This is a genomic window from Rufibacter glacialis, from assembly GCF_008271745.1.
GTDB classification, from domain to species: Bacteria; Bacteroidota; Bacteroidia; order Cytophagales; family Hymenobacteraceae; genus Nibribacter; species Nibribacter glacialis.
On record NZ_VKKZ01000010.1, the window covers coordinates 796,842 to 819,953 of the forward strand.

The 23,112-nt window shown below is 51.4% G+C and carries 16 protein-coding genes; 6 read left to right on the top strand and 10 right to left on the bottom strand.

Annotated features, from left to right (window positions below; translation table 11 throughout):
• The first annotated feature begins 170 nt into the window (after positions 1 to 170).
• The gene (locus FOE74_RS04185) at positions 171 to 1,598 is read left to right on the top strand and encodes a CCA tRNA nucleotidyltransferase (protein ID WP_149097330.1); all 1,428 of its coding nucleotides are present in this window, start codon (positions 171 to 173) and stop codon (positions 1,596 to 1,598) included.
• A gap of 522 nt (positions 1,599 to 2,120) precedes the next feature.
• Here FOE74_RS04185 and FOE74_RS04190 read toward each other — a convergent pair.
• Together FOE74_RS04190 and FOE74_RS04195 are read right to left on the bottom strand one after the other, a co-directional pair.
• The gene (locus FOE74_RS04190) at positions 2,121 to 4,595 is read right to left on the bottom strand and encodes a GIN domain-containing protein (RefSeq protein ID WP_149097331.1); all 2,475 of its coding nucleotides are present in this window, start codon (positions 4,593 to 4,595) and stop codon (positions 2,121 to 2,123) included.
• Between the two features lie 2 nt (positions 4,596 to 4,597).
• On the bottom strand, positions 4,598 to 4,936 hold the full coding sequence (locus FOE74_RS04195; RefSeq protein WP_149097332.1) for a PadR family transcriptional regulator: 339 nt from the start codon (positions 4,934 to 4,936) through the stop codon (positions 4,598 to 4,600).
• A gap of 284 nt (positions 4,937 to 5,220) precedes the next feature.
• On the opposite strand from FOE74_RS04195, the gene FOE74_RS04200 reads away from it, so the two are divergent.
• Both FOE74_RS04200 and porU2 read left to right on the top strand, forming a co-directional pair.
• Positions 5,221 to 6,300 carry a putative type IX sorting system protein PorV2 gene (locus tag FOE74_RS04200; protein ID WP_149097333.1) on the top strand — a complete coding sequence of 360 codons (1,080 nt, stop codon included), beginning with the start codon at positions 5,221 to 5,223 and terminating at the stop codon, positions 6,298 to 6,300.
• 22 nt (positions 6,301 to 6,322) lie between these two features.
• Positions 6,323 to 11,299 carry a putative type IX secretion system sortase PorU2 gene (gene porU2 / locus FOE74_RS04205; protein ID WP_149097334.1) on the top strand — a complete coding sequence of 1,659 codons (4,977 nt, stop codon included), beginning with the start codon at positions 6,323 to 6,325 and terminating at the stop codon, positions 11,297 to 11,299.
• 217 nt (positions 11,300 to 11,516) lie between these two features.
• Here the strand turns inward: porU2 and FOE74_RS04210 are convergent, their stop codons facing one another.
• The 3 genes from FOE74_RS04210 to FOE74_RS04220 are packed head-to-tail and all read right to left on the bottom strand — an operon-like array spanning position 11,517 to position 14,222.
• On the bottom strand, positions 11,517 to 12,023 hold the full coding sequence (locus tag FOE74_RS04210; protein ID WP_149097335.1) for a dihydrofolate reductase: 507 nt from the start codon (positions 12,021 to 12,023) through the stop codon (positions 11,517 to 11,519).
• Positions 12,020 to 12,961: a methionyl-tRNA formyltransferase gene (gene fmt / locus FOE74_RS04215; RefSeq protein ID WP_149097336.1), complete on the bottom strand. Its 942-nt coding sequence runs from the start codon at positions 12,959 to 12,961 to the stop codon at positions 12,020 to 12,022. The genes FOE74_RS04210 and fmt overlap by 4 nt, the downstream gene beginning before the upstream one ends.
• A gap of 4 nt (positions 12,962 to 12,965) precedes the next feature.
• Positions 12,966 to 14,222: an exo-beta-N-acetylmuramidase NamZ family protein gene (locus FOE74_RS04220; RefSeq protein WP_149097337.1), complete on the bottom strand. Its 1,257-nt coding sequence runs from the start codon at positions 14,220 to 14,222 to the stop codon at positions 12,966 to 12,968.
• A 49-nt stretch (positions 14,223 to 14,271) separates the two neighbouring features.
• On the opposite strand from FOE74_RS04220, the gene FOE74_RS04225 reads away from it, so the two are divergent.
• Positions 14,272 to 15,486, top strand: a complete 1,215-nt coding sequence (locus FOE74_RS04225; protein WP_149097338.1) for an ABC transporter permease — start codon at positions 14,272 to 14,274, stop codon at positions 15,484 to 15,486.
• Between the two features lie 128 nt (positions 15,487 to 15,614).
• On the opposite strand, the gene FOE74_RS04230 is transcribed toward FOE74_RS04225, so the two are convergent.
• From FOE74_RS04230 to FOE74_RS04240, 3 genes are read right to left on the bottom strand one after another with little or no spacing between them, the layout of a single operon-like run.
• Positions 15,615 to 16,403 (bottom strand): mechanosensitive ion channel family protein, encoded by a 789-nt coding sequence (locus FOE74_RS04230; protein ID WP_149097339.1) that lies wholly within the window; start codon positions 16,401 to 16,403, stop codon positions 15,615 to 15,617.
• Between the two features lie 39 nt (positions 16,404 to 16,442).
• Positions 16,443 to 17,624: a hypothetical protein gene (locus tag FOE74_RS04235; protein WP_149097340.1), complete on the bottom strand. Its 1,182-nt coding sequence runs from the start codon at positions 17,622 to 17,624 to the stop codon at positions 16,443 to 16,445.
• A gap of 58 nt (positions 17,625 to 17,682) precedes the next feature.
• Positions 17,683 to 18,381, bottom strand: coding sequence for a peptidoglycan DD-metalloendopeptidase family protein (locus FOE74_RS04240; RefSeq protein WP_149097341.1), 699 nt, complete (start codon positions 18,379 to 18,381; stop codon positions 17,683 to 17,685).
• Between the two features lie 172 nt (positions 18,382 to 18,553).
• Here FOE74_RS04240 and FOE74_RS04245 point away from each other — a divergent pair, with 172 nt between their 5' ends.
• Together FOE74_RS04245 and FOE74_RS04250 are read left to right on the top strand one after the other, a co-directional pair.
• Positions 18,554 to 19,636 carry a ferredoxin--NADP reductase gene (locus FOE74_RS04245; RefSeq protein WP_149097342.1) on the top strand — a complete coding sequence of 361 codons (1,083 nt, stop codon included), beginning with the start codon at positions 18,554 to 18,556 and terminating at the stop codon, positions 19,634 to 19,636.
• 18 nt (positions 19,637 to 19,654) lie between these two features.
• Entirely contained in the window at positions 19,655 to 21,388 is a 1,734-nt protein-coding gene (locus tag FOE74_RS04250; RefSeq protein ID WP_149097343.1) for a M3 family oligoendopeptidase, read from the top strand.
• 111 nt (positions 21,389 to 21,499) lie between these two features.
• Here FOE74_RS04250 and FOE74_RS04255 read toward each other — a convergent pair whose 3' ends face one another.
• Both FOE74_RS04255 and FOE74_RS04260 read right to left on the bottom strand, forming a co-directional pair.
• Positions 21,500 to 22,135, bottom strand: a complete 636-nt coding sequence (locus tag FOE74_RS04255) for a hypothetical protein (protein WP_149097344.1) — start codon at positions 22,133 to 22,135, stop codon at positions 21,500 to 21,502.
• A gap of 219 nt (positions 22,136 to 22,354) precedes the next feature.
• Positions 22,355 to 22,936, bottom strand: a complete 582-nt coding sequence (locus tag FOE74_RS04260) for a TetR/AcrR family transcriptional regulator (protein WP_149097345.1) — start codon at positions 22,934 to 22,936, stop codon at positions 22,355 to 22,357.
• Positions 22,937 to 23,112 lie beyond the last annotated feature (176 nt).

Here is a 23,112-nt window from a genome sequence, read left to right on the forward strand (position 1 = left end):
TCTCAAAAACAGCCAGATAACGCGCTGCCACCATTTACCTCGCTCCGCCATTGGGGCCGAAGAGGTGCTTTATTTGCCTAAGGCCCTTGGTTACGTTACCTTTGTTTTCTAATGACGCGGCAGCCAATCAACCTATTGACCGCGTTCTAGACTTATCATATTTCTCGCCCATGACCCCAGACATCTCGCTTCCCGATCATCCGGTTTTTGCCGTTGTAGCCCAGGCGGCCCGTGAACTGAACACCGAAGCCTATGTGATTGGCGGTTTTGTGCGCGATCTGGTATTGAAGCGACCTTCCAAAGACATTGACGTGGTCTGTATTGGCAGCGGAATTGCCCTGGCCGAAAAGGTAGCCGCACAATTGCTCAATAAACCTAAGGTGACGGTGTTCAAGAACTTCGGCACGGCCATGCTCAAGACCAATGACGGCTGGGAAGTGGAGTTTGTGGGAGCCCGCAAAGAGTCGTACCGGTCAGAATCCAGGAAACCGGAGGTGGAGCAGGGCACGCTGGAGGATGATCTGAACCGCCGCGACTTCACCATCAATGCCATGGGCATCAGCCTGAACGAAGGCAGCTTTGGGGAACTGATTGACCGGTTTGAGGGCATGAAAGACCTGCGCCGAAAGAACCTCAAAACGCCGCTGGAGCCGGGCATCACCTTCTCAGATGATCCGCTGCGCATGATGCGCGCCATCCGGTTTGCCTCGCAGTTGAATTTCGACATTGACCCAGACACCTTTGATGCCATTGGCGAGAACAAGGAGCGCATAAAGATTGTCTCGCAGGAGCGCATCACCGATGAACTGAACAAGATCATTCTTTCCAAAACGCCTTCCTACGGGTTCAAGCTCCTGTTCCAGACGGGCCTTTTGCACCTCATTTTTCCCAAGATGGTGAAGCTGCACGGGGTGGAGACCATCAACAAGAACTCGCACAAAGACAATTTCTACCATACCCTGCAGGTGCTGGACAACGTGGCCGAAGTCTCTGATGACCTCTGGCTACGCTGGGCCGCCATCTTGCACGATATTGCCAAGCCCGAGACCAAGCGCTACAACGAGAAAGTGGGCTGGACGTTCCACGGCCACGAAGACCGGGGCGCCCGCCAAGTGCCCAAAATTTTCGGGGATCTTAAATTGCCGTTGAATGAGCATATGAAGCAGGTGCAGAAGCTGGTGCGGCTCCATCTGAGGCCCATCGCGCTGGTGAAGGAAACCGTGACGGACTCTGCTATCAGAAGATTGCTTTTTGAGGCTGGCGATGATATTGACTTGCTCATGCAACTTTGCAAGGCTGATATCACCTCCAAAAACCATGACAAGGTAAAGCGCTACCTGCAGAACTTTGAACGCGTGGAGGCCAAACTGAAGGAAGTAGAGGAGAAAGACAGCCTCCGCAACTTCCAGCCGGTCATCACCGGTGACCTGATCATGCAGACCTTCGGTATTTCACCCTCCAAGGAAGTGGGGGTCTTGAAGAACGCCATCACCGAGGCCATTCTGGAAGGGGAGATCAGAAATGAATATGAGGAGGCTTTTGCCCTCCTTTTGGAAAAAGGCAAGAAACTGGGGCTGACCCCGGTGACCTCCTACTAACCAGCTGCCACTATTTAAACTGGAACTCCCGTTTTCTGGCTCTTATTTAGAAATGAGCCAGAAAACGGGAGTTTTAATGATAGGCGTGGTGAAAGAAAAACCGGGCCTTCACTTAGAATGGAAACCAAGGAAGCACCCGATTCTTTCTACAAACAACTAATACAAACTCTTTAAAAAATAGGAGGAGGTGCCGCCTTTATTGGGGATACCATCATCAAAGACAATACTCTCTGAATCCATAGAAGGGAAAACCAAACAGGAAACCTATCCAAGCAATGCTGCCATTCTACTTAGCAGTGGGCACTACTCTTTCCTGTAAGATTCTTAGTTGGGCATCAGGCACGCCATGTAATGGGAGTCTTCATGAGGTAAGGGAAGCAAGGGGTGGAGGAATAAAAAAGGAGGACTTTGCCAGAAGCGCGTCCTCCTTGTGCCGGCCTCCCGAAGAAATCCAGAGAAGAGAGGCCTCGGAATTTTTCTGTTTAGGGGTAGTTTTACAGAAAACCGCCCCTAAACAGGATTTTATCTGCGGCGGCTTACGTGGGAGCCCCCAGATTGATTTCTTTCCACCTGCTGTACTTCGCCCAGGTAGTTGACGGTGCTGGCGCCGCTGGCATCTGCCCGCAGGTGCTCCTTTACGTTCACTACGGCCTCACTGGCACCACTCACGTCTACATCGGCGCGTTGCGCTATCAGTTTGGCGGCTTCTACCTCACTGGCTCCGCTGCCGTTGATAGAGAGGTCATCGGCGTGGCCTTTCAGGTTGGCCTTGGCGGCTCCGCTAAGATCCAGGCTCAGGCGCCCGGTGCTCACGTTGATAGCCAGTTCACTTGCCCCCGACTGCTTGATGGTGAAGTTCTCCGGGGCAAACCCGATCACCTCTGCCTTGGCAGCGCCGCTGAGGTCTATGAGGGACAAATCCGGGGTCTCCACTTCTATGAGCACAGGGCTCTTGCTTACTTCCCAGAGTTTGAAGAAATCATTGGTGCGTTTGATCTTCAGAACGCCGTCCTGTACCCGTAACTGCAGTTTGTCCAGTTCCTTGGCCGGGCCCGTTACCCGCACATGGTGGCGGAACGACTGGCGCACCCTTACGTGGTAGGCGCCACCGGCTTCAATCTCTGTGAAATTACGCACGTTGTAGATCTTGGAAATGCCCTTGTACTCATCATCTAGAATGGCCAGGTCATCATCTAGGCTTACTGCTGGTCTGTTGGCTGCTCTGGCGGTGGTGTCTACCACGCTGCAGGTAAGGCAAACCAGACGGCCTTCTTTCATTTGCCAGGTGTTGCCAGCCAGATCATCTGCGTAGTATTCGCCATCAGTGATCTCATGTGAGAAATGATCGGCGAAGCCTTCAGAGAACCGCACTTGCTTTCCTTCGGGGATGAGGATTCTGAGGTCCAGGTCCTGGTCCCGGAACGTGGCATTAGGTTTGAAGGTGAAGGCGTCATCAAAGCGAAGCACTGAGTCTTGCTGCACCATCTTGTAGGAGATCATCTGGGCGTTTTTGATAGCGTCTTCCTCATTCAGTCCCTGGGCCTGGTACGTCTGGATCACCTTCACCTCAGAACCGGCATGGCCTTCTACTTTCACGCTCATGCGATGGCCGTATTGGTGATTGGTGTCTCTGATGTTGAAGACGATGGTGTTGTAGGCGGCGGCCGGAAAAGATTGTTCTGCCACAAACTCACCGGTTTCCTGGAAATGGCGGGAGGTAAGGCCAATACCGCTGATCAAAGCGGCTACCGAGATCAACCACAGGCCCAGCATAGTCCAGCCCACCGTAGGGCGAAGCAGGAAGCGTCTGGCTAAAATGCCAACGCCCACCAGGAAGAGAAGCAGTGCTGGGATCATGCCAGCGAAGAATCCGGCCCATACCAACCAGTAAGGTACCACATTGAAAAGGGCCGTGGCCGGAATAGAGCCGATTTGGACGAAGTCTGGCTGGTCAAAAATACCCAGGCCTGTCATAAGGGTGACCAACAGGGCAATCATAAAGGCCCCAGCCACCGTCATCAGCAAAAGCCCAGTGAGCACCCGGGCCGCCGTCACCAGGAAACCCAGAAGGGGGTGAAGCACCCGAGACAAAGCCTGGATCACCTGAGACACCAACCGTACCGGGAACAATAAGACTTTGGCTAAGGTGCTCTCCTGGCCGTTAGCGTCTTGCATGTTCAGGCTGTTTTTAACAGATTCTTCTATACTGGAGAGCGTGACGGGGTTTCCCTGCATTTGCACCCGCTCCGTGATGGTTTTGGCCTCTGGTACCGCAATCCATAGAATGATGTAGGGGATCAATGATACGCCGCCCAGCAGGAAGAACACCAGGAACAACAACCGGACGATGGCCACATCGGCGCCAAAATAGATGGCAATACCGCTGGCAACCCCACCCAGTTTCTTGTCTACGGGGTCTCTAAAGAGTTTCCGGACCGGGATGTCTGGCAGCGCGGCGTTCTTAGGCAGCGCTATCCAGCAGACAGCATACAGAATGGCACCTAGTAAGGTAAAGCCGCCGGTAAACGGAACACCCAGCACCAACAAGACAAACGCCAACCTGATCCACAGCGGGTCTACCTGCAGGTAGTTCGCTATTCCGGCTGCCACCCCGGCCAACACCTTGCGGTTGATGTCACGGTAGAGTCTTTTCTGCTCTGTGGGCGCAGCCAAAGGAGGGGTGGTCGTCTGGCTCGGGCCACTGGCGGAGGTATGCTCTGTTTCGTCTGCCTCTACGGTCTCAAAGTCTGCTATGGTTCCCATTTGGGCAATCAGGCCCTGCACATCATCACGGGTGATGACCTGTTTGCCCGGGTTAAGGCGGGAGAAGAAGATCTCTGCAATGCGCGACTCAATATCTGCCACTATTTCTTCATGCCCCTCATAAGAGGAGAAGTACGCTTTGATGGCGGCAAGGTATTGGCTCAACATCTCATAGCCGTCTTCCTCCACGTGGAAGATCATGCCCTGTAAGTTGACACTTATGTTCTTTTTCATGGCTAGTTGGATTTCTTGCGGTTGGTGATGAAGGTGGTGGAGTCTACTAATTCTTGCCAGGTGTGGCGGAGTTGGTCAAGGAACTCCGTGCCGGTGGCGGTAAGGGTGTAATATTTGCGGGGTGGCCCCGAGGTAGATTCTACCCAGGAGTAATCTAAGAGTCCGGCGTTCTTCAATCTGGTGAGTAGTGGGTAGAGCGTCCCCTCCACTACAATCATCTTAGCTGAAGTCAACTCCTCCAGCATGTCGGAGGCGTAGACTTCACCGCGGGAGATGATCTCCAGAATGCAGTACTCCAGAATCCCTTTCCGCATCTGCACTTGTGTGTTTTCTACTTTCATGGCCTGTGAGTCTGAATTGTTGATACAAATATATTAGAAGGTACTATGTAAAGCAAGGTACTGTTGAAATTTATTTTTGGTTGCGTTTTCAAAAAAGAAAGGGCAATCGCAAGTTCTTCAGGTAGTAAGAAGGCAGGCGAGGAGAAGCAGGGAAAGAAATATGACTAATTACGGAACAGATAGGCGCTGTAGAATGTAGTAAGCCCGAAAGTAACGTGCTGTAATATAGGGGGAGGATGCTATCTTTACCTGTTCTTTACGTATATGACATATAACTATTCCATATGGTCAAAAAACTAGTACCCATCCTTTCTTTTCTTGCTATTCTCCTTCTTCCGGGCTTGGGTCAGGCGCAGGATATCTCTGCGCCCAAGTACAGCAATGAGTTCCTCAACATAGGCGTAGGGGCAAGAGCGTTGGGAATGGGGGGCGTGCAATCTGCCATTGTGCGCGACGCCACCGCCGGTTTCTGGAACCCGGCAGGTTTGGTTGGCTTGCCCAAGCGCCACAATGCGGTGTACATGCACTCAGAGCTCTTTGCCGGCATCGTGAAGAATGACTATGGCGCCTACGCCACTAACCTTGATTCTACCAGCGCCCTCGCTTTTTCCATTATCAGGACCGGCGTAGATGACATAGCCGATACCCGTCGCCTTCAAAATGAATATGGGGCTATCCAGTATGACAGCATTGAGTTTTTCTCGGTGGCTGATTACGCATTCCTTGCTTCGTATGCGCGGCAAAGCAACCTTGTCCGCGGCCTCACTTTGGGGGCCAACGTGAAAATCATCTACCGGAACGTGGGTAAATTTGCCAATGCCTGGGGGTTTGGTATTGATGCCGGAGCGCAGTTGCGCCGGGGTAACTGGAACTTCGGGCTGGTTGCCAAAGACATCACCACCACGTTTACCGCCTGGAAACTAAACCCTGAGGAATTGGAGAGTACTTACCTCAAAGACGCTGAGTCTTTTAACGCGAATAGCATTGAGGTAACCCTGCCGCGCCTGATTCTTGGGGTAGGCCGGTCCTTTCAGTTTGCCAATCGCTTTTCGGCTCTAGTAAGCACTGACTTGGAAGTGACAACCGATGGGAAACGAAATACCCTTCTTTCCTCGGGCGTGGTGTCTGTAGACCCAAGGGTGGGTATGGAGATAGGATACGCTAACGCCGTTTTCCTGCGCGGAGGCTTGAATAACGTGCAACAGGTAGAGGATTTCAACGGGAAGAGTAGCTGGAAAGTACAGCCCAACTTCGGAGTAGGAGTGGCCACGCACGGCCTGCAGTTAGACCTGGCTTTGTCTAAAGTGGCAGATAATTCCCAGGTCTCCTCCGTGATTGTTTCCCTGGCCTATAGTTTTGATTGATTTTTGATTGCGTGCTATTTATATGAAAACACCTTCTTACTTAAGAATTTTATACTTGACCCTATTGGGTGCTCTTGGGCTACTGGGGGCTTCTCAGCCTTCTTCTGCGCAACAGGTTACCTATGGAAACGAATGGATCAACTACAGCCAGAAGTATTACAAGATCAAAGTGCCCACCACGGGTATTTACCGTTTAAACTCGGCGTATCTGCAGGCTGCCGGCATCAGCGGGGTTGATCCCCGTAATTTCCAGCTTTACCGCCGGGGCCAGGAAGTCTCTATCCACGTGGAAGGCGAGGCAGACGGTTCTTTTGATGCCAATGACTTTATTGAGTTCTATGGAGAGCAGAATGATGGGGCCATGGACAGGGAGCTGTATAAAGACCCTGCCGCCAATCATATCAACCCCCATTATAGCCTTTACACAGATACCGCGGCTTATTTTTTGACTTGGTCTACTACCCCAGGCAAGCGAATGACCTCCTATACCCAGGACCCGGCGGGGCTTACCGCAGAACCTTGGCATATGCAGGAAGCTATTTGGTTAGATAATGGACAGTACTCTCGAGGCAAGAGGTATGGAGAAAATAACATGTCTTGGATGGATGCTGGTGAGGGGTTTATCGGGGGGGTTGTAGCTGGATGGACTTATACACTTCCCAGTATGGGATTTAATGTGCACAGTGCTGATGTAACTCCTAAGTTGGAAATCGCTTTTGTTGGGGCTAATAGTAACAATCATGAGGTGGATGTTTTTGTTACCCCCCCAAGCGGACCTGAGCGTTTTGTTGGTACAGTGAAATTTAAGAATGACGAAGTCATAAAGCAGCAATTTGGAATAGAAGCTAATGATTTCTATTCAGATGGAAGATTAATTGTGCGAACAGCTGCCAAAAATCCTGTATCTAGATTTCGAACTTTCTATTTCAAAACGATTTATCCCCAAAGGAATGTACTGAATACTGCAAGCTTACCCATCAAGCCATCTTCTGCTGCCAATAGATCAAATTACTTTGTTTTTGAGGGAAGTACTGCCTTGAACGCCACCGGGTATGATCTAACAAATCTGGCAGGTATCAAACGAATTGCCGGAGTAGTATCAGGGGCGCAAAAAGGCTTTGTGTTTCCGGCCTCTTTCAACAAGGGCATTTTATGGGCTGCTACTCCTTTGGTACCGCTCGCGGCAAGAGAGGTTAGATTCAGGTCTGTGGCTGCGAGTCAAGCCAACTATTTTATTATTTCTCACCAAAGCTTAATGGTTCCTAGCGGCTCCTCTACCAACCCGGTTCGGGATTATGCGGCTTATAGGGCATCTGCGGCGGGAGGAAAATATGATACCCTTACCATGGAAGTAGGGCAACTTTATGACCAATTCTTCTATGGTGATAAATCACCAGCCGCCATCAGGCGCTTCATGAAATACAAGATAGCCAACGGCAAGCCCCAGTACTTGTTTTTGATTGGGAAAGGATTGGAGGCAGACAATATTAATGTCAGGAAGAATCCTGCGGCACTAACCTACAAAGATTTAATACCTACTGGTGGAACGCCTGGATCAGATATTTTTTTTACAGCCGACTGGGAAACCGGAGATTATGTGCCTAAGGTGGCCACAGGCCGTCTGCCGGCTAGCACACCTAAAGAAATCCTTGATTATTTCTCTAAACTCAAAACCCATGAGAGCCTGCCCTACAGTTTAGATTGGCGCAAGAATATGCTCCATCTGGTAGGCAGTAGCGGACAGGAACAACGCATGCTTCTTTCCTATATGCGAAGTTATGAACGTATTGCAGAAGGACCTTGGTTAGGGGCGAATGTCTTAACTAAAATCCGGAGCTCAACGGGTGGTTTGGATACCTTGAACATTGCTCGGGAACTAAATTCCGGGTTATCGCTCATTACATTTTTTGGGCATAGTTCTTCTACCGTTTCTGATTTAGATATTGGGAGGGTGTCAGATGTGGTGAATGGCTACAACAACCAGGGAAAGTACCCAATGATCTTAATGAATGGTTGCAACGCTGGTAACACGTTCACCAATTCTAGGTCTTTTGGGGAAGATTGGCTTTTGACGCCAGATAAAGGGGCTCTTTCCTTCATGGCCCATGATAGCTATGGCTACCCTTCGTTATTGAATTTGTTTTCCTCAAACTTCTATTCTATTGCTTTTGGTGACTCTTCCTACCTATCAAAGCCGCTTGGGGTGCAACACCAAAAAACAATAGAGGTTTCCAGTAGATTAACAGGCGACAATGCTACTGCCATGTATATGCAGATAGTATTGCATGCTGACCCAGCTTTACGCATGTTAGGTCCGGAAAAGGCAGACTATGCCGTTGCCAAGGGTGGTGCCACCCTTCATTCAAGTGACGGTTCAAATATCACTGCCAGCTCTGCAAAATTCCTGCTCAAGCTAGATATCCGTAATTATGGTAGAGTGAATCTTGATACGTTTTATGTATCTGTTAACAGGAAATTAGAAAATGGGACAGAATTCCTTTATGATTCCATCAAAGTAGCACCTATTTTCTACAGAGATACCATTGCCATTGAGTTAGAGGCTAAAACCACTGAAGGGGCTGGGTTGAACAAATTCCTGATCACCTTAGACCATACTGACTCTATTGATGAATTAGAAGAGATGAACAACACTATTTCCATTGACTATTTCATTTCAAAGAGTGGCGTACTGGCCCTGGGCCCTCAAGAATACTCCATTGTAAAAGACCAGAAGGTAAAACTGATTGGTCAGTCAACGGATTTACTGACGGCTCCCCGGGGGTATTATTTTGAAATTGACACGGTGCATACCTTTACCAGTTCCTGGAGAAAGTCACAGGTAGTTCAGGCTGCCCTAATGCCAACCTGGGAGGTAACGCTACCGACTAACACCCCAGCAAGAGACAGCGCAGTATATTTCTGGAGGGTCAGGTATGAAACAATTGCTGCCAACGAAGACACTTTGTGGGCCACCAGCTCCTTTAGGTACATTCCGGGTAGTCCATCTGGCTGGTCCCAGAAAGGGTTTGGCCAAGTCCAAAAAGCCGATAAGCGGAATTTAGTAGATCAACCGCAGCAAAAGACGTACTCTTTTGCCACCACCTTCAGGGTATTTGAGGTGAAAGGTGTAGGGGGTGGGCAGCACTTTGGGTATCCTCCCTATGGTATTTTCCTGGACAACTTTAAAACCATTGAGGCTGACTGTAATACTGACCGGCCCAACATGATGGCGATCGTGTTGAATGATAAAACGCTAGAGCCAATAAACGCACCCACTGAATTTGCTTCCATCTGTGGTACTGACCCCAAATTCGTTTACCATTTCAACGATTTACGACAATCGTCCAATCTAACCAGGTTAGAGAACTTCCTGACTAATATTCCTGCTGGCTATCATGTGGCCATGGTAGGCATGAGCAATGTGCCTTACTCTACCATGAGCCCTAGTCTGAAGGCAGCCTTCAACTCCATTGGATCTTCATTAATAGACAAGTTGATCACGGGTGACCCTTTTGCCATTGTGGGCCGCAAAGGAGCTACGCCAGGAACAGTGACTGAATTGAGCTATTCTGAAGCGGATCCTACTGCCAGGAATCAGCAGACCGTCCGGATAGAAAGACAGGTGAACTCTCAGGAAGGACAAGGCAGCCTAACCTCCACCCTCATTGGCCCTGCCAGAGAATGGAAGTCATTGCATCACCATCTGAAGTTAGAATCGTCTGACAGCTACACCCTGGATGTAATTGGGGTAGACAAAAACGGGAAAGAGACCACCATCTCCGCTAATGTAACCGCCGCCAACCATAACCTGGCGGACATTGATGCCAGTCTTTACCCGTATCTAAGGCTGAAACTGGCCTTGAAAGATGAAACCCAAAGGACAGCTCCGCAGCTTAGCCAATGGACGGTTCTGTATGAAGGGGTTCCGGAAGGGTTGATCAGACCTGATTTGGTGGGGCTGGACAAATATGAGAAAGTGTCTGAGCAGGCAAGTAACGGCGAAGTCTACCTGCGGTTTGCCTTCCATAACATAAGCTCGGTGAGTTTCACAGACTCGCTGACCGTGGAAACCACCTTGTTTGAAGAAAACGGCACCAGAACAGAAAAGCGCTTCAAAGTAGAGCCTTTGCAGAAAGAAGATACTGTCTTCTTCCATCATAAATTCTCTACCGTCAACCTGAAAGGAGCCAATAGGCTGCGGGTAACGGTGAATCCGCGCATTTTGCCGGAGCAGACCTACCTGAACAACACCCTGGAAGTACCTTTCAACGTGAATTTCTCGGCGGGTATTCCGCCGGTGCTGGACGTGGTGTTTGATGGGGTAAGGATTCTGGATGGGGACATTGTGTCGCCTAGCCCGTTGATTAGTATGGTGCTGAAAGACAACAGCCGGAAGATCCCTATCACCGACCCGGCGTCTATGAAAGTATATCTCAAGAAAGAAGGCGCAGAGTTTGAGGAGATCAACGTATCCGCAGACCCGAATATCAAGTGGTATCCGGCAGATGACAAGAATGACTTCAGGGTAGAGTACCAGCCCCAGAAATTGGCCAATGGCAAATACACCTTGGAAGTACAAGGGGTGGATGCTTTAGGTCAGCGCGCGGGCAGTGAACGGTACAGCATCAACTTTGAGGTCATCAATGAATTTACCATCTCCAATTTCTACCCGTACCCTAATCCGTTCTCGTCTAAGACCAGGTTTGTCTTTACCTTAACCGGAAGCATGGTGCCTGAGAAGATGAAGCTGCAGATCATGACCGTGACCGGTAAAGTGATCAGGGAAGTGCAGAAGGAAGAGTTTGGCCCCATCAAGATAGGGAACAACATCTCTGAGTTCGCCTGGGATGGCACCGATGAGTTTGGCGACCGGTTAGCCAACGGCGTGTACCTCTACCGGGTGGTCATAGACCAAGGGCCCGAGGAGATGAAGCACCGGTACACCGAAGGGGACAAAGCTTTCAAGAAAGGCTACGGAAAAATCTACATTCTGAGATAACCGCTCGTTTTAAAGAAAACAGCCCTAAAACAAAGCCGCCCCTTATGGATAAGGGGCGGCTTTGTTTTAGGGCTAGGCTAGAAGATAAAAAACCGTTCCCGGGATTAAGCCTGTTTTCATAGAAAGAAGCCCAGAACGCAGGAGGCATTGGCTCCTAGTCGTGTATAAGGCTTCTTTTTAAGAAAACGTGCCTGATTCAACCGAGGGGTCTTGTTGATCAGTTCTGGCTGAATCCTGCTTTTCTTCTGAAAGTGAAGAAAGTGAACGGAAACGCATGTTTCTCATCAGGATAATGCTCTTCCTGCTCGGTTACCTCCCAGGCGTCGGCCTCTAGTTCCGGGAAGAAGACATCGCCCTCAAAAGACTCATGCACCAGGGTGAGGTAGACTACCTCGGCTAAGGGCAGGGCTTGCCGGTAGATGTCACCGCCGCCTACCACCAGCACCTGTTCATCCAAGGCCAACCCATGTTCCAGGGCTTTCTCCAGCGAGGAAGTAACCACGCAGCCTTCAGGGGCCTGGTACTCCGGCTGGCGGGTCACAATGATGGAGGTTCGGCCCGGCAAGGGTTTGCCAATGGCGTCAAAGGTCTTTCGGCCCATGACCATGGGGTGGCCCATGGTGAGTTTCTTGAAATGCTGCAGGTCTTTGGGCAAGTGCCAGATAAGCTGGTTGTCTTTCCCGATGACGCGGTTCTCCGCGATGGCCACTACTAAGGCAATCATATAGCGTGCTGAAAAGTGAAACCTCGCAGGAAATCCTGCACCTTCATTCGTTTTTTGCCTTCCATCTGCAGTTCTTCTACCGCATAGGCAGTGCCATGGCCGCATTGCACGTGCAAGTACGTTTTGCCGTCAGTGGTGTAGGTACCAGGCGCTGTTTTGGCGGCGTTTTCCAGAACTCGGCCCGAAAACACCTTGAACTGCTTTTCCTCCAACACGGTCCAGGCGGCGGGGTATGGAGACAGGCCCCGCACGAAATCATGCACCTGCCGGGCGGGTTGCTCCCAATTGATCTGACACGTATGCTTGAAAATCTTAGGGGCCAGCTTGAGCGGCTCTTCCGGCTGGGGTTGGGGATAAGGCTGAGTACGTTCCTCCACCACGGCTTCTACGGTTTCCAACAGCAGTTCAGCGCCGGCGTGCTTCAGTTTCTCATAGAGGGTGCCAAAGTTGTCTTCCGGGGCAATGGCAACCCGTTTTTGGAGAATGATGTCACCGGTGTCAATCTCGTGCTGCAGGAAAAAAGACGTGACGCCGGTTTCCTGGTCTCCGTTGATGAGCGCCCAGTTGATGGGTGCCGCGCCCCGGTAATGGGGGAGCAGGGAGGCATGGATGTTCAGGGAACCCAGCGGAGGCATGTTCCAGACCGCTTCAGGGAGCATCCTGAACGCTACAATCACCTGCAGGCTAGCCTGGTAACTCCTCAACTCCTCTTGGAAAGAGGGGTCTTTGAGGTTGGTAGGCTGAAGAATGGGCAGATGGTGTTGCAGGGCAAGTTCCTTCACCGGGGAGTGGACCAGTTTGAGGCCCCGGCCCGCCGGTTTGTCAGGCGCGGTGATCACGGCCACCACGTTCCAGTTGTTTTCCACCAGAGCCTGGAGGGCGGGCACCGCAAAATCTGGGGTGCCCATAAAGATAATCCGGAGGTCTTCTTTCCGCATGGGGTTATTCAAAGTCAGGGTAAAGCAGGTACTGCTTGCGCATTTTCTTGTAGGCTTCCAGGTCTGCTTTCCAGGAATCCCTGATCTCTTTCTCGCTCATACCCGCCATGATCTGTTTCTGCAGCTCGTCGGTACCGGCTAGGCTCTTGAAGAAGTTGTTGAAGAACTTCTCTTTTTGCCCCGATTTGTGGTAAAAGTCCAGTAAATAGCTCAGGGTGAAATCTTCTTTCAGTTCCAGTTTGGAGAGGTCTTTTCCGTAGCACACCTGGTTTTTGTAAGGCGGATCCATAGACATGCCGGGGATGGGCACGGGGGTGAAGGAGAAGGATTTGTCAGGGTAGTACGGCGCCCCGATCACCTGGAACGGCGTGTGCGTGCCGCGGCCTTGGCTCACCGTGGTTCCCTCAAACAGGCATAGGTACGGGTATAGCTTGATGGACTGGTCGTTGGGCAGGTTGGGTGATGGTTTGATGGGCAGGGAATAGAACATCTTGTGGTGGTAGTTCTTCACCGGGATGGTCTTCACCTGCGCCTGCACGCCGTTTTTAAGCCATTTTTCGCCATTGATCATCAAAGCATACTCACCCAACGTCAACCCATGGGAGATAGGAATGGTGTTCATGCCCACAAATGATTTGAAGGCGGGTTTGAGCACCGGCCCGTCAATGAGGTAACCAATGGGGTTGGGGCGATCCAGCAACAACATGGGTTTGTTCTGCTCGGCTAAGGCCTCCATCACGTAATGCATGGTGCTGCTGTAGGTATAGAACCGAACGCCTACATCCTGGATGTCAAATAACACCACGTCCACGTCTTTGAGTTGCTCCGGCGAGGGCTTCTTGTTCTTGCCGTACAGAGACAGGATAGGCAGACCGGTTTTAGGGTCTTTGGAATTGCTGATGTGTGCCCCGGCATCGGCATCACCCCTGAAACCGTGCTCGGGGGCAAAAATCACGGATATTTTTACGCCGCGGCTCAAGAGAGTGTCTACCAAATGCGTTTTGCCAATGGTAGAGGTCTGGTTAACCACCAGGCCCACCCGCTTGCCTTGCAGGTAAGGCAGGTATAACTCTGTCTGCTGCGCCCCCGTTAGGAGGGTGGCCTCCTGCGGAGCGGAGGAGGTGCCGGAACTGTTGTTCGTACTGGCGGTACTGGTGCTGGAAGTAGGGAGCGAAGCGCTGGAAGCCGGCACAGAGGCGGTTTGTTGGCAACTGGCAAGGGTGGCGCAGAGCACCACCGTACGGAGGAGGTTGGAGAGCATAGGTTTAAATTAAGAACAGATAACTATCTTTAAGCACAAAACAGACGAAGTGAATCTTTCCCGATATATTGCCAGTCGCTTGACCGGCGCCCGTTCAGACTCCTTTACCGCCTCGGTCACAAAAATAGCAAAGTTCAGCGTAGGGTTGGGCATTGCCATCATGATTGTGTCTTTTGCCATTCTGGAAGGCTTCCGGTATGAGATCCAGGCCAAGATCTTCAGCTTTGGCGGACACCTGCAAATCAGCAAGTTTGACACCAACAATTCCTTTGAAGGCTACCCCATGGGCACCTCCACCGGCTTGGGCGACTACAAGAATATTCCTGGGGTGGCGCACCTGCAGCCCTTCGCCCGCAAGACGGCCATCATCAAAACCGACGACGAGGTGCTGGGGGTGGTGCTGAAAGGCGTGGACTCCACCTATGATTTCAGGGGCATGCAAGCCAACCTGGTAGCAGGGTCAGTGATGGAGTTCACAGACACCGCTGCTTCCAACCAGATCATGATGAGTCAACTCATGGCAGACAAGCTCCGGCTGAAGGTAGGGGAGAAGGTGCTGTTCTATTTTATCCAGAACCCGCCCCGCATGCGCCGCTTTGAGGTGAAGGGCATTTTCAAGACCGGGCTAGAGGAGTTTGACAACGTGTACGTGCTAGGAGATCTGCAGCAGATACGGGACCTGAACCAATGGCCAGACACATTGGTAGGCGGTTATGAGATTTTACTCAGTGATTTCACCCAGATTGATACCGTCACCAGCCAGGTCTTTGACAAGATGAACTATGACCTGCAATTGGAGAAAATCACTGATACCTACGCGCAGCTCTTTGACTGGCTGGAACTGCTCAAGCGCAACGTGGTCATCTTTCTGGTCTTGATTGTGTTTGTGGCTACCTTCAACATGGTGTCTACGCTGTTCATCATGATCCTGGAACGGACCAACATGATAGGCGCCCTCAAAGCCATGGGGGCCACCAACGGCCAGATCAGGGGCATCTTCCTGCAACGGGGGCTTCGGCTCACCATTGCCGGTTTGATTGGCGGAAACCTGTTGGCGCTGCTCTTCTGCGGTGTGCAGGACTATTTCCACCTCATTCCGCTAGACCCTGAGAACTACTACATGGACACGGTGCCCATTCATTGGGATTGGCGCATCTGGGTAGGCATCAACGCCATCACCTTCGTGCTGACCATGCTTTCCATATTACTTCCCACGCTGCTCATTGCCCGCATTCATCCGGTCAAGGCGATCAAGTTTGATTAAACTGGTGGTTTGCGTTTGAGGCTTCTTTTCTTGAAAAGAGGCGCAAAACGATCAGTATAAGGTTGTCGAAGGATTTAGGAACGGCTGTTTTGGGGATGTTTTCACCAAAACAGCCGTTTTTCATGTGCTTATTTCAAGTCGATGTGCTCCCGCTCAAAGGCTTCTTTTACCTTCTCGTTTAAAGACTCAGAAACCTGCTGGTACCGGTAATTGCCCCGTTGCACCCATACTTTCAGTGATAAGGTCATGGTCTGGCCAGCCAGTTTCTCTACCCCAACGGATGGTTCTGGGTCTGTCAGAATCCGCTCGTCAGTAGTGATCACACGCATTAGTACTTCCCTGATCTTCGTCATGGGTACGGCCGCATCTACTGTGTAAGTAACGTCTAAACGGCGGTTATTCTCCACGTCATAGTTCACCACTACGGAAGAGGCCAAGGGTCCATTGGGCAGGTACACGGTTTTGTTGTCTTCGGTGTTGATGACTGTGTTAAAGATGTTGATGACGCTAACGGTGCCTTTCTGCCCCTGAGCTTCAATGAAATCACCTACCCTGAAAGGTTTTACCGTGAGTATGAGCACGCCCCCGGCAAAGTTGGACAAGCTTCCCTGCAGCGCCAGGCCCACCGCTAATCCGGCAGAACCCAATAAGGCAATGAAAGAAGTGATTTCCAGCCCCACCTGGGCAATCACCACCATGATAAGCATGACCAGCAACACAATGTGCAGGATGTTCTTGAGGAACGGCCGCAAAGACGGATCCACGTTCTTGCGGGTCATGAGGCGGTAGGTGAAGTCCGTGATGCGCCGGATAAGCCAGAGCCCAATGATCAGAAGGAAGATGGCCACCAAGATCTTCAGGCCATACAATACCGCGAAATCCTGGATTCTGAGGAGGAAACGTTCTGCGTCAAACATAAGAGAAAAGGCTAAGGAAGATGAAACGATAAGGGCAGGCTATCCATTCAAGAACAGCAACAACAACTGCTTTTTGTAAAGGCCATGCGCCAAGGCAACAAAATAAAGGAAAACAATAGGCTTCTGGATCTTTTGTAAAAGCAATCGCCGGTGGGTGGCTGCCAGATACGCATGCCCCGCAACCAGAAAAAGGAAGGTGGCCGGAGTGATTAACCGGAAGTCAAACATGTCAAACTTCATGAAGAAGCGGAGAACCACCATGGTCAGCCAATATGTCCCTCCCACAAAGGCAATGGTCAAAGGCAAGGAATCCAAGGCCTTGGGCGCTAAGGTTTCCTTCCAGGAAGTACTTTTTCTGATGCGCTGCACCACCAGCAGGAGCACCCCCAGCTGAAGCACCAGAAAAAGGATAGCCAGGTAGTCTACTTGGTGAAAAGGAAGCTTGCGGATGAGTAAAAACTCATTTAGTTGGGTTTGAGCTAGGTTTTGAAGCAGGTATAAAAAGGATTCATCTGCCGGAATACGGGTGGTGCCTGAGTAATACCCGGTGTGCTGTTGCACAAACCAGAAGTAACTTAAAATGAAGCCCACCACGCCTGCTGCCACGCCTATCAATAGGCCCACTTCTTTCCATTTCCGCTTCCACAGGAAATAAACCCCGAAGAGAGACAACACACCTAATAAGTAGGCCCCAAAATACCGGTACAGAAAAGCGCCTATAATGGCAAAAACCAAGTGAAAAGCCCATTCAGTCCGTTGGTCCGGTTTGAAAAGGAAATGGTGCAAGGCCACGCTATACCAGAGCATGATCACCATAAACCCGGGTTCAGACCAGGTGAAGGAAAATATATCCAGAATGGAATGCATACAAAACACCAATCCAATCCAGAAAGCATTTTCAGGGTATAATCTTCTCAACAGCAGAAAAGTGAGGGCAATCCAAAGAAGATTAACCAGCTTGGAGTTCCATAACAGAGAGAAGGGAGATAAATAGGCAACAGTGGCTATTGAGAAGGAATACCCTAAGGGCCAGATGGTAAAGGTGCTTGTTTTGCCCCCAATGGTGTAGGTCAAATCACCGGTTGTCAGCAAACCCCCTGCCCCTTTCATATAATGGTTAGAGTCTGGAGTGGTATATCCATCAGGTTCTAAGGCAACCCGTACTAAAATAACCAGGGAAATGGCCAAAAAGAGGAGGAGCAGCTTTGAGCTTTCTCGCATAGAGTCTATTGCGTTTTTTACCTGGGATTTAGATACGAAGCGAACTGTGCCTTTGATGTTATGGTAGATGCCGTGACCGCAGCAGCACGTTCGGGTCTAGGCAGATCTGGCGGTAGAAGCGTTCCTCAGAAGGGGCGCACACCCCTGGGAAGTCACCGCTTTTTCCCAGAAGGTCGGTCATGAGCTGGAAATGCAGGTGCGGCGGCCAGTCTCCATTCTCAGGGTAAGGACCCATGGTGGCAATCTGGGCGCCGGCAGCAACAGGCATGCCCACCGATAAACCTGCCAAAGAGGTGCGGCTTAAGTGACCATATAACGTGTAAAAGGGAATGCCCTCCAGTTCATGGGCCAAGAGTAGGGTAGGCCCATAATCCCCAAAGGTGGCATTGTCCTGAAAACTATGCACCGTTCCGGCCAGAGGAGCATAGATAGGCAAACCAGCCGGTGCCCAGATGTCTACCCCCAAATGGATGGACCGGGATTCTCCCGCTCCCCCAAAATGCTCGCTGCGGCGGTAAATGACCCGGTTTTCAAAGTAGCCTCCAATACCTACCCGTGCCTGCTTTTGAGCGAGCATTTCGGCTACAAACTGCTCAAATTGGGACGTGTCCCGCAGTTCGGCCTGGAGCAGTTGGGGGTTGTTGGCGGTGAAATCAAGATGCGCCACGTCTGGAGCGTTCAGGTCATGATCCAGGATAGAAGCGGGCGAAAGGGTAGGGGCAGAAAGGAGCGTGGTCAGTTGGGACGCGTTTTCCATAGGAAGGCTCTGAAACAGATGCTGGGAAAATTAATTGGGAAAGATAGAGTAAAAACAAACGTAAGGCCGCTTTTTTTACCCCAAGTTCGGGCGGGAATATGAAATGTTGTAACTTTCCTCCCATATTAAAGTTAGTCAAACCCGTATCACCTACGTTTTTCGTATAAAAACTATGAGCAACGCTTATTACAACATGAAAGTGGTAGACATCACGCAAGAGACTGCAGATGCCATCACCCTTCATCTAGACCATCCAGACAAGCAAAACATCCCTTACATTCCAGGCCAGTTCCTGACCTTGATCTTGCCAGTGAACGGGCAGAAAGTGCGCCGGTCCTATTCTTTGTGCAGCACCCCAGAAGAGCCTTACTTCTCCGTGACTGTGAAGCGCGTAGAAGGCGGACTGGTATCTAATTTCCTGGCCGAGAACGCGCAGATAGGCCAGACCATTGAAGTGATGGCCCCCTTGGGCAACTTCGTCCTGAAACCAGAGGCCGGGCAGAAACGCCATATTTTCCTGTTTGGGGGCGGCAGCGGCATCACCCCGCTCATGTCCATGCTCAAAAGCACCCTCAAGTTTGAGCCCCAGAGCCGCGTCACCCTTATCTACGGAAACCGCAACGTAGACTCTGTTATCTTCAAAGACCAATTGGCGCAGTTTGAGCAGCAGCACCCCAATCAGCTGAAAGTGGTGCACGTGTTCAACGAAGCCCTGGTAGATGCCACTGAAAAGCAAGACCACATAGGGCTGCTGGACCGGAACATGGTGCTCCGGTTGCTGGAAGATCTCACCGTGCCGGGTTACCAGCAGGAAAGCTACTACATGTGTGGCCCAGAAGGCATGATGAACGAGGTGCGCGAAGCCCTTCAGTTCAAGAGTGTTCCCGCCAGCCAGGTTTACAAAGAAAGCTTCACCGCCCCCACCAGCTCTGAAGAGCACGGCGCCGATGTGACCGCTGCCCCAGAGTCAGACGAGATCATCACCCGCACTGTGACCCTGCGGTATGAAGGTCAGGAGTACCAGGTAGAGGTGAAACCAACAGAGACCATTCTGGAAGCGGGCTTGAAAGCCGATATTGATTTACCTTACTCTTGTCAGGCCGGCCTGTGTACGGCCTGTATGGGCAAATGCCTCAGCGGCCGCGTGCATTTAACCGAGCGTGAAGGCTTGTCAGACGCAGAGATTGCCCAAGGATACGTATTGAATTGCGTTGGCCATCCGCTTTCCGCTGATGTAGTGATTGAGATAGGCTAACCATTTTTGCCTTGTTTTATGGAAGAAACCCCCAAAACGCTTGCGTTGCCAGAGCGTAAAACCCGCCAGTACCTTCCCGCCGACTTTGAGGTACGGGATTGGGAGTCGCTGGAGGCCTACTTTGAAGAGCTGAAGACCAGAGAGCTCCATTCACTGGCAGACCTGGAAAAATGGATCGCGGACCGAAGTGAACTGGAGAGCGTGCTCTCCGAGAACCTGGCCTGGCGGTACATCAAAATGACCTGCGATACCCAAGACGAGGCCCTTACGCAAGCGTTTCAGTTCTTTGTGACCGAAATTGAGCCCAAAGCCTCTCCCTATGATGATGCCTTCAACCGAAAATTGGTGGAGTCACCGTTTGCAGAAGGACTGGATGGGCAGAAATACCGCATCTACCTGCGAGGGGTGCGGCGGGCCATTGAACTGTTCCGGGAAGAGAACATTCCGCTGCAGACCGAGATCAGCACCAAACAGCAGCAGTACGGGGCCATTGCCGGCGCCATGATGGTGACGCTGGATGGGGAAGAAATGACCCTCCAAAGAGCCGGTGACCGTCTGAAGCAGACGAACAGAGCCGTGCGCGAAGAGGCCTACCTGGCCGTGCAGGCACGTAGGCTGGAAGACAAAGAGAAGCTGGATGACCTGTTCACTGAACTGGTGCAACTGCGCCACCAGGTAGCGGTGAACGCCGGCTTTGACAACTTCCGTGATTACATGTTCGCCGCGCTGGGCAGATTTGACTACGGTCCGCAAGACACCTTCTCGTTCCACCAGGCCATTAAAGAGAAAGTGGTGCCCATTACCCGGCAGATTGATGTAGAGCACAAAGAACTGCTGAAGCTGGATGGCCTCCGGCCCTGGGATATGGACGTAGATCCCAGCGGGCTGCCACCGCTGGAGCCCTTCAAAACCGGCGAGGAGCTGTTGACCAAAACCATTGACTGCTTCTACCGCCTTGATGCCTACCTAGGTGACTGTCTGGTGACCATGCGCGAGATGGGCCACCTGGATCTGGAATCCCGCAAAGGCAAAGCGCCTGGTGGCTACAACTACCCGCTGGATGAGATCGGGGTGCCGTTCATCTTCATGAATGCCACTTCCTCGCTCCGCGACGTGGTGACGCTATTGCACGAAGGCGGCCACGCTGTCCATTCCTTCCTCACCCGTGACCTGCCGCTCAACGCTGCTAAGCATCCACCGTCTGAGGTGGCGGAACTGGCTTCTATGTCCATGGAGTTGTTGACGCTGGACCATTGGGATATCTTCTTCCCGAACCAGGAAGACCTGGTGCGCGCGAAACGCCAGCACCTGGAGGGCGTTCTGGAAACCTTCCCGTGGGTAGCCACCATTGACAAGTTCCAGCACTGGGTGTATGAGAACCCCAACCACACCGTAGAGGAGCGCCACCAGAATTGGGTGAAAGTCTTTGAGGAGTTCAACCTGCAGGAAGTGGATTGGACCGGGTTAGAGCATATTAAGCCGTTTATCTGGCAAAAGCAGTTGCACCTGTATGAGGTTCCTTTCTATTATATAGAATATGCCATGGCCCAACTTGGTGCCATTGCCGTCTGGAAACGGTACAAATCTGAGCCTGAGGCGGCCCTGGAAGGCTACAAGAAAGCCCTCAGCCTGGGCTACACCGCCACCATTGGCGAAATCTATGATGCCGCCGGGATCCGCTTTGACTTCTCCAGCGACTATATCCAGTCTCTGGTGGATTTCGTGAAAGAGGAGATGGAGCAGTTGGGTTAGAAAACAAGGCCTTTCGGTAAAACGAGCCCCAAAACAGGAACGCCTCAGAAGTATCTTCTGAGGCGTTCCTGTTTTGGGGCTCGTTTCTTAATTCCGGTGCGGAATCAGGACTTATTGTTCTTCTTCCTCTTCTTTGACCGGCGCATCTTTGTCTACCCATTGAAACAAGGGAGCAGGCTGCAAGGTGTCATAAGGTTTGCCCAGTTGAGGGATCTGGCCTTTGTAGCGCCGAAGCAGTGTGTTCAGTTCCTTGGCGGTTTGGTCATAGCGGCCGCGGTAAAAGACCGTCTCACTGTGGTGCGCGGTGATGGACTCATTCAAAGAATCTACCCGGGCAATACCGGTGGGGCCGGTCTCCGGCAGAAAGGCTCTGATGGCGTTCCAGACTGAATCCTGCGCTTGGTCATAGGCATCAATGCGGTCAGAGTCACGTACGCTGGTACGGTCATAGCGCAGGGTTTGGAGCCTGCGCAGGGCATGTTGCAGTTGGGCCCGTTGGGTAGATCCCAGCGCCGCGGGCGGAATAGCCGCCAGAATCTCCTCCATCTGTTGGGTTTTGATGCTGTCGCTCCACATCATCACGTTCCATTTGCCAGCCAGGGTGTCTGACAAGACGGCTAGTTCCTGCTTCAGTTGCTCATTGGAGATAGGGCGGGCAAGTCGGCCAGATCTCCCTGAATCTTTGGAACAGCCAGCCAAACTCACCACCAGCGCTAGGGCCACCCCAAAGAATATATTCTGTTTCATTTGTTCAATCATTGAAAATCGGCTTACGCCTGCCGTAGTAGAAGGCTTTAGGCTCACAAAAGCCAGACAACCTGCAAACGTAACAGCCATGCTTCCCGTTGCAAACGAGGCAAAGGTTTACCTGTTTCACCCAGCAAAGTGCCGGCAGAAGGGCGTAGCTTCCCCTAGGAACGCCTTATCCCTGAAGAAAGTATACCAGGAACGTGCCTATAACGGAAGTTAGAAGTTTTTAAGGCCGTTGAGCAGGAGGTTAGAAAGGAACTCGGCAATCTCGTCGGGGCTCATCTTGCCCTCGGGTTTGTACCACATATGCAGCCAGTTCAAGCTGGAAAGCAGCGTCAGGACCACGAACTTCTCATCGGTGACCTTGAACTCTCCGCTGGCGATACCGTCCCGCACAATCTGCCGAAGGCTCTCTTCGTACTGGTACCGCATGTCATGGAATTTGCTCAGCGAGGGCTCGCTCAGGTGGCGCCATTCGTTCAGGAACACCCCGGCGGCGGGCGGGTTTTTGGTGAGCACGCGCACGTGCGCTGCCACTGCCAGCCGAAGCTTCTCGCCGGCCGGCACATTCTGGCCTTTTACCTCATTGAAAGCCGCATTGAATTCATCGGCCATCTTGAAACACACCCGCTGCAGAATATCTTCCTTGGATTTGATGTGCGAATAGAGGCTTCCTGCTTCAATGCCCAGTTCCAGCGCCAGGTCGCGCATGGTGGTAGCAGCGAAACCCCGTGATTTGAAAAGGGAGGTGGCTACTTGGTCTATCTGTTCTTTCCGGGTCAATGGGGCACTAGACATATGGGTACTATTTAAAAAAATCAAAGCTACGTTTACGAACGCCCGTTAGCAAATTTTGTTTGTTTCCCCAGCGAGGAGGAGGGTCCGTGAAGGATGCCGGGGAAAAAGCTATCTTTGCAGTTCAGGCAAGATTTTCTAAAAATAGAACGAAAACGTTTATCTCCTATGGTTTTAGG

Coding starts and splice junctions, on each gene's coding strand:
- fmt (WP_149097336.1), bottom strand. CDS start 12,961: ATGCGGAAAGAAGACCTCCGGATTATCTTTATGGGCACCCCAGATTTT.
- FOE74_RS04210 (WP_149097335.1), bottom strand. CDS start 12,023: ATGATTGCCTTAGTAGTGGCCATCGCGGAGAACCGCGTCATCGGGAAA.
- FOE74_RS04235 (WP_149097340.1), bottom strand. CDS start 17,624: ATGCGAGAAAGCTCAAAGCTGCTCCTCCTCTTTTTGGCCATTTCCCTG.
- FOE74_RS04260 (WP_149097345.1), bottom strand. CDS start 22,936: ATGTCTAGTGCCCCATTGACCCGGAAAGAACAGATAGACCAAGTAGCC.
- FOE74_RS04245 (WP_149097342.1), top strand. CDS start 18,554: ATGAGCAACGCTTATTACAACATGAAAGTGGTAGACATCACGCAAGAG.
- FOE74_RS04230 (WP_149097339.1), bottom strand. CDS start 16,403: ATGTTTGACGCAGAACGTTTCCTCCTCAGAATCCAGGATTTCGCGGTA.
- FOE74_RS04200 (WP_149097333.1), top strand. CDS start 5,221: ATGGTCAAAAAACTAGTACCCATCCTTTCTTTTCTTGCTATTCTCCTT.
- FOE74_RS04255 (WP_149097344.1), bottom strand. CDS start 22,135: ATGAAACAGAATATATTCTTTGGGGTGGCCCTAGCGCTGGTGGTGAGT.
- FOE74_RS04190 (WP_149097331.1), bottom strand. CDS start 4,595: ATGAAAAAGAACATAAGTGTCAACTTACAGGGCATGATCTTCCACGTG.
- porU2 (WP_149097334.1), top strand. CDS start 6,323: ATGAAAACACCTTCTTACTTAAGAATTTTATACTTGACCCTATTGGGT.
- FOE74_RS04250 (WP_149097343.1), top strand. CDS start 19,655: ATGGAAGAAACCCCCAAAACGCTTGCGTTGCCAGAGCGTAAAACCCGC.
- FOE74_RS04195 (WP_149097332.1), bottom strand. CDS start 4,936: ATGAAAGTAGAAAACACACAAGTGCAGATGCGGAAAGGGATTCTGGAG.
- FOE74_RS04185 (WP_149097330.1), top strand. CDS start 171: ATGACCCCAGACATCTCGCTTCCCGATCATCCGGTTTTTGCCGTTGTA.
- FOE74_RS04240 (WP_149097341.1), bottom strand. CDS start 18,381: ATGGAAAACGCGTCCCAACTGACCACGCTCCTTTCTGCCCCTACCCTT.
- FOE74_RS04220 (WP_149097337.1), bottom strand. CDS start 14,222: ATGCTCTCCAACCTCCTCCGTACGGTGGTGCTCTGCGCCACCCTTGCC.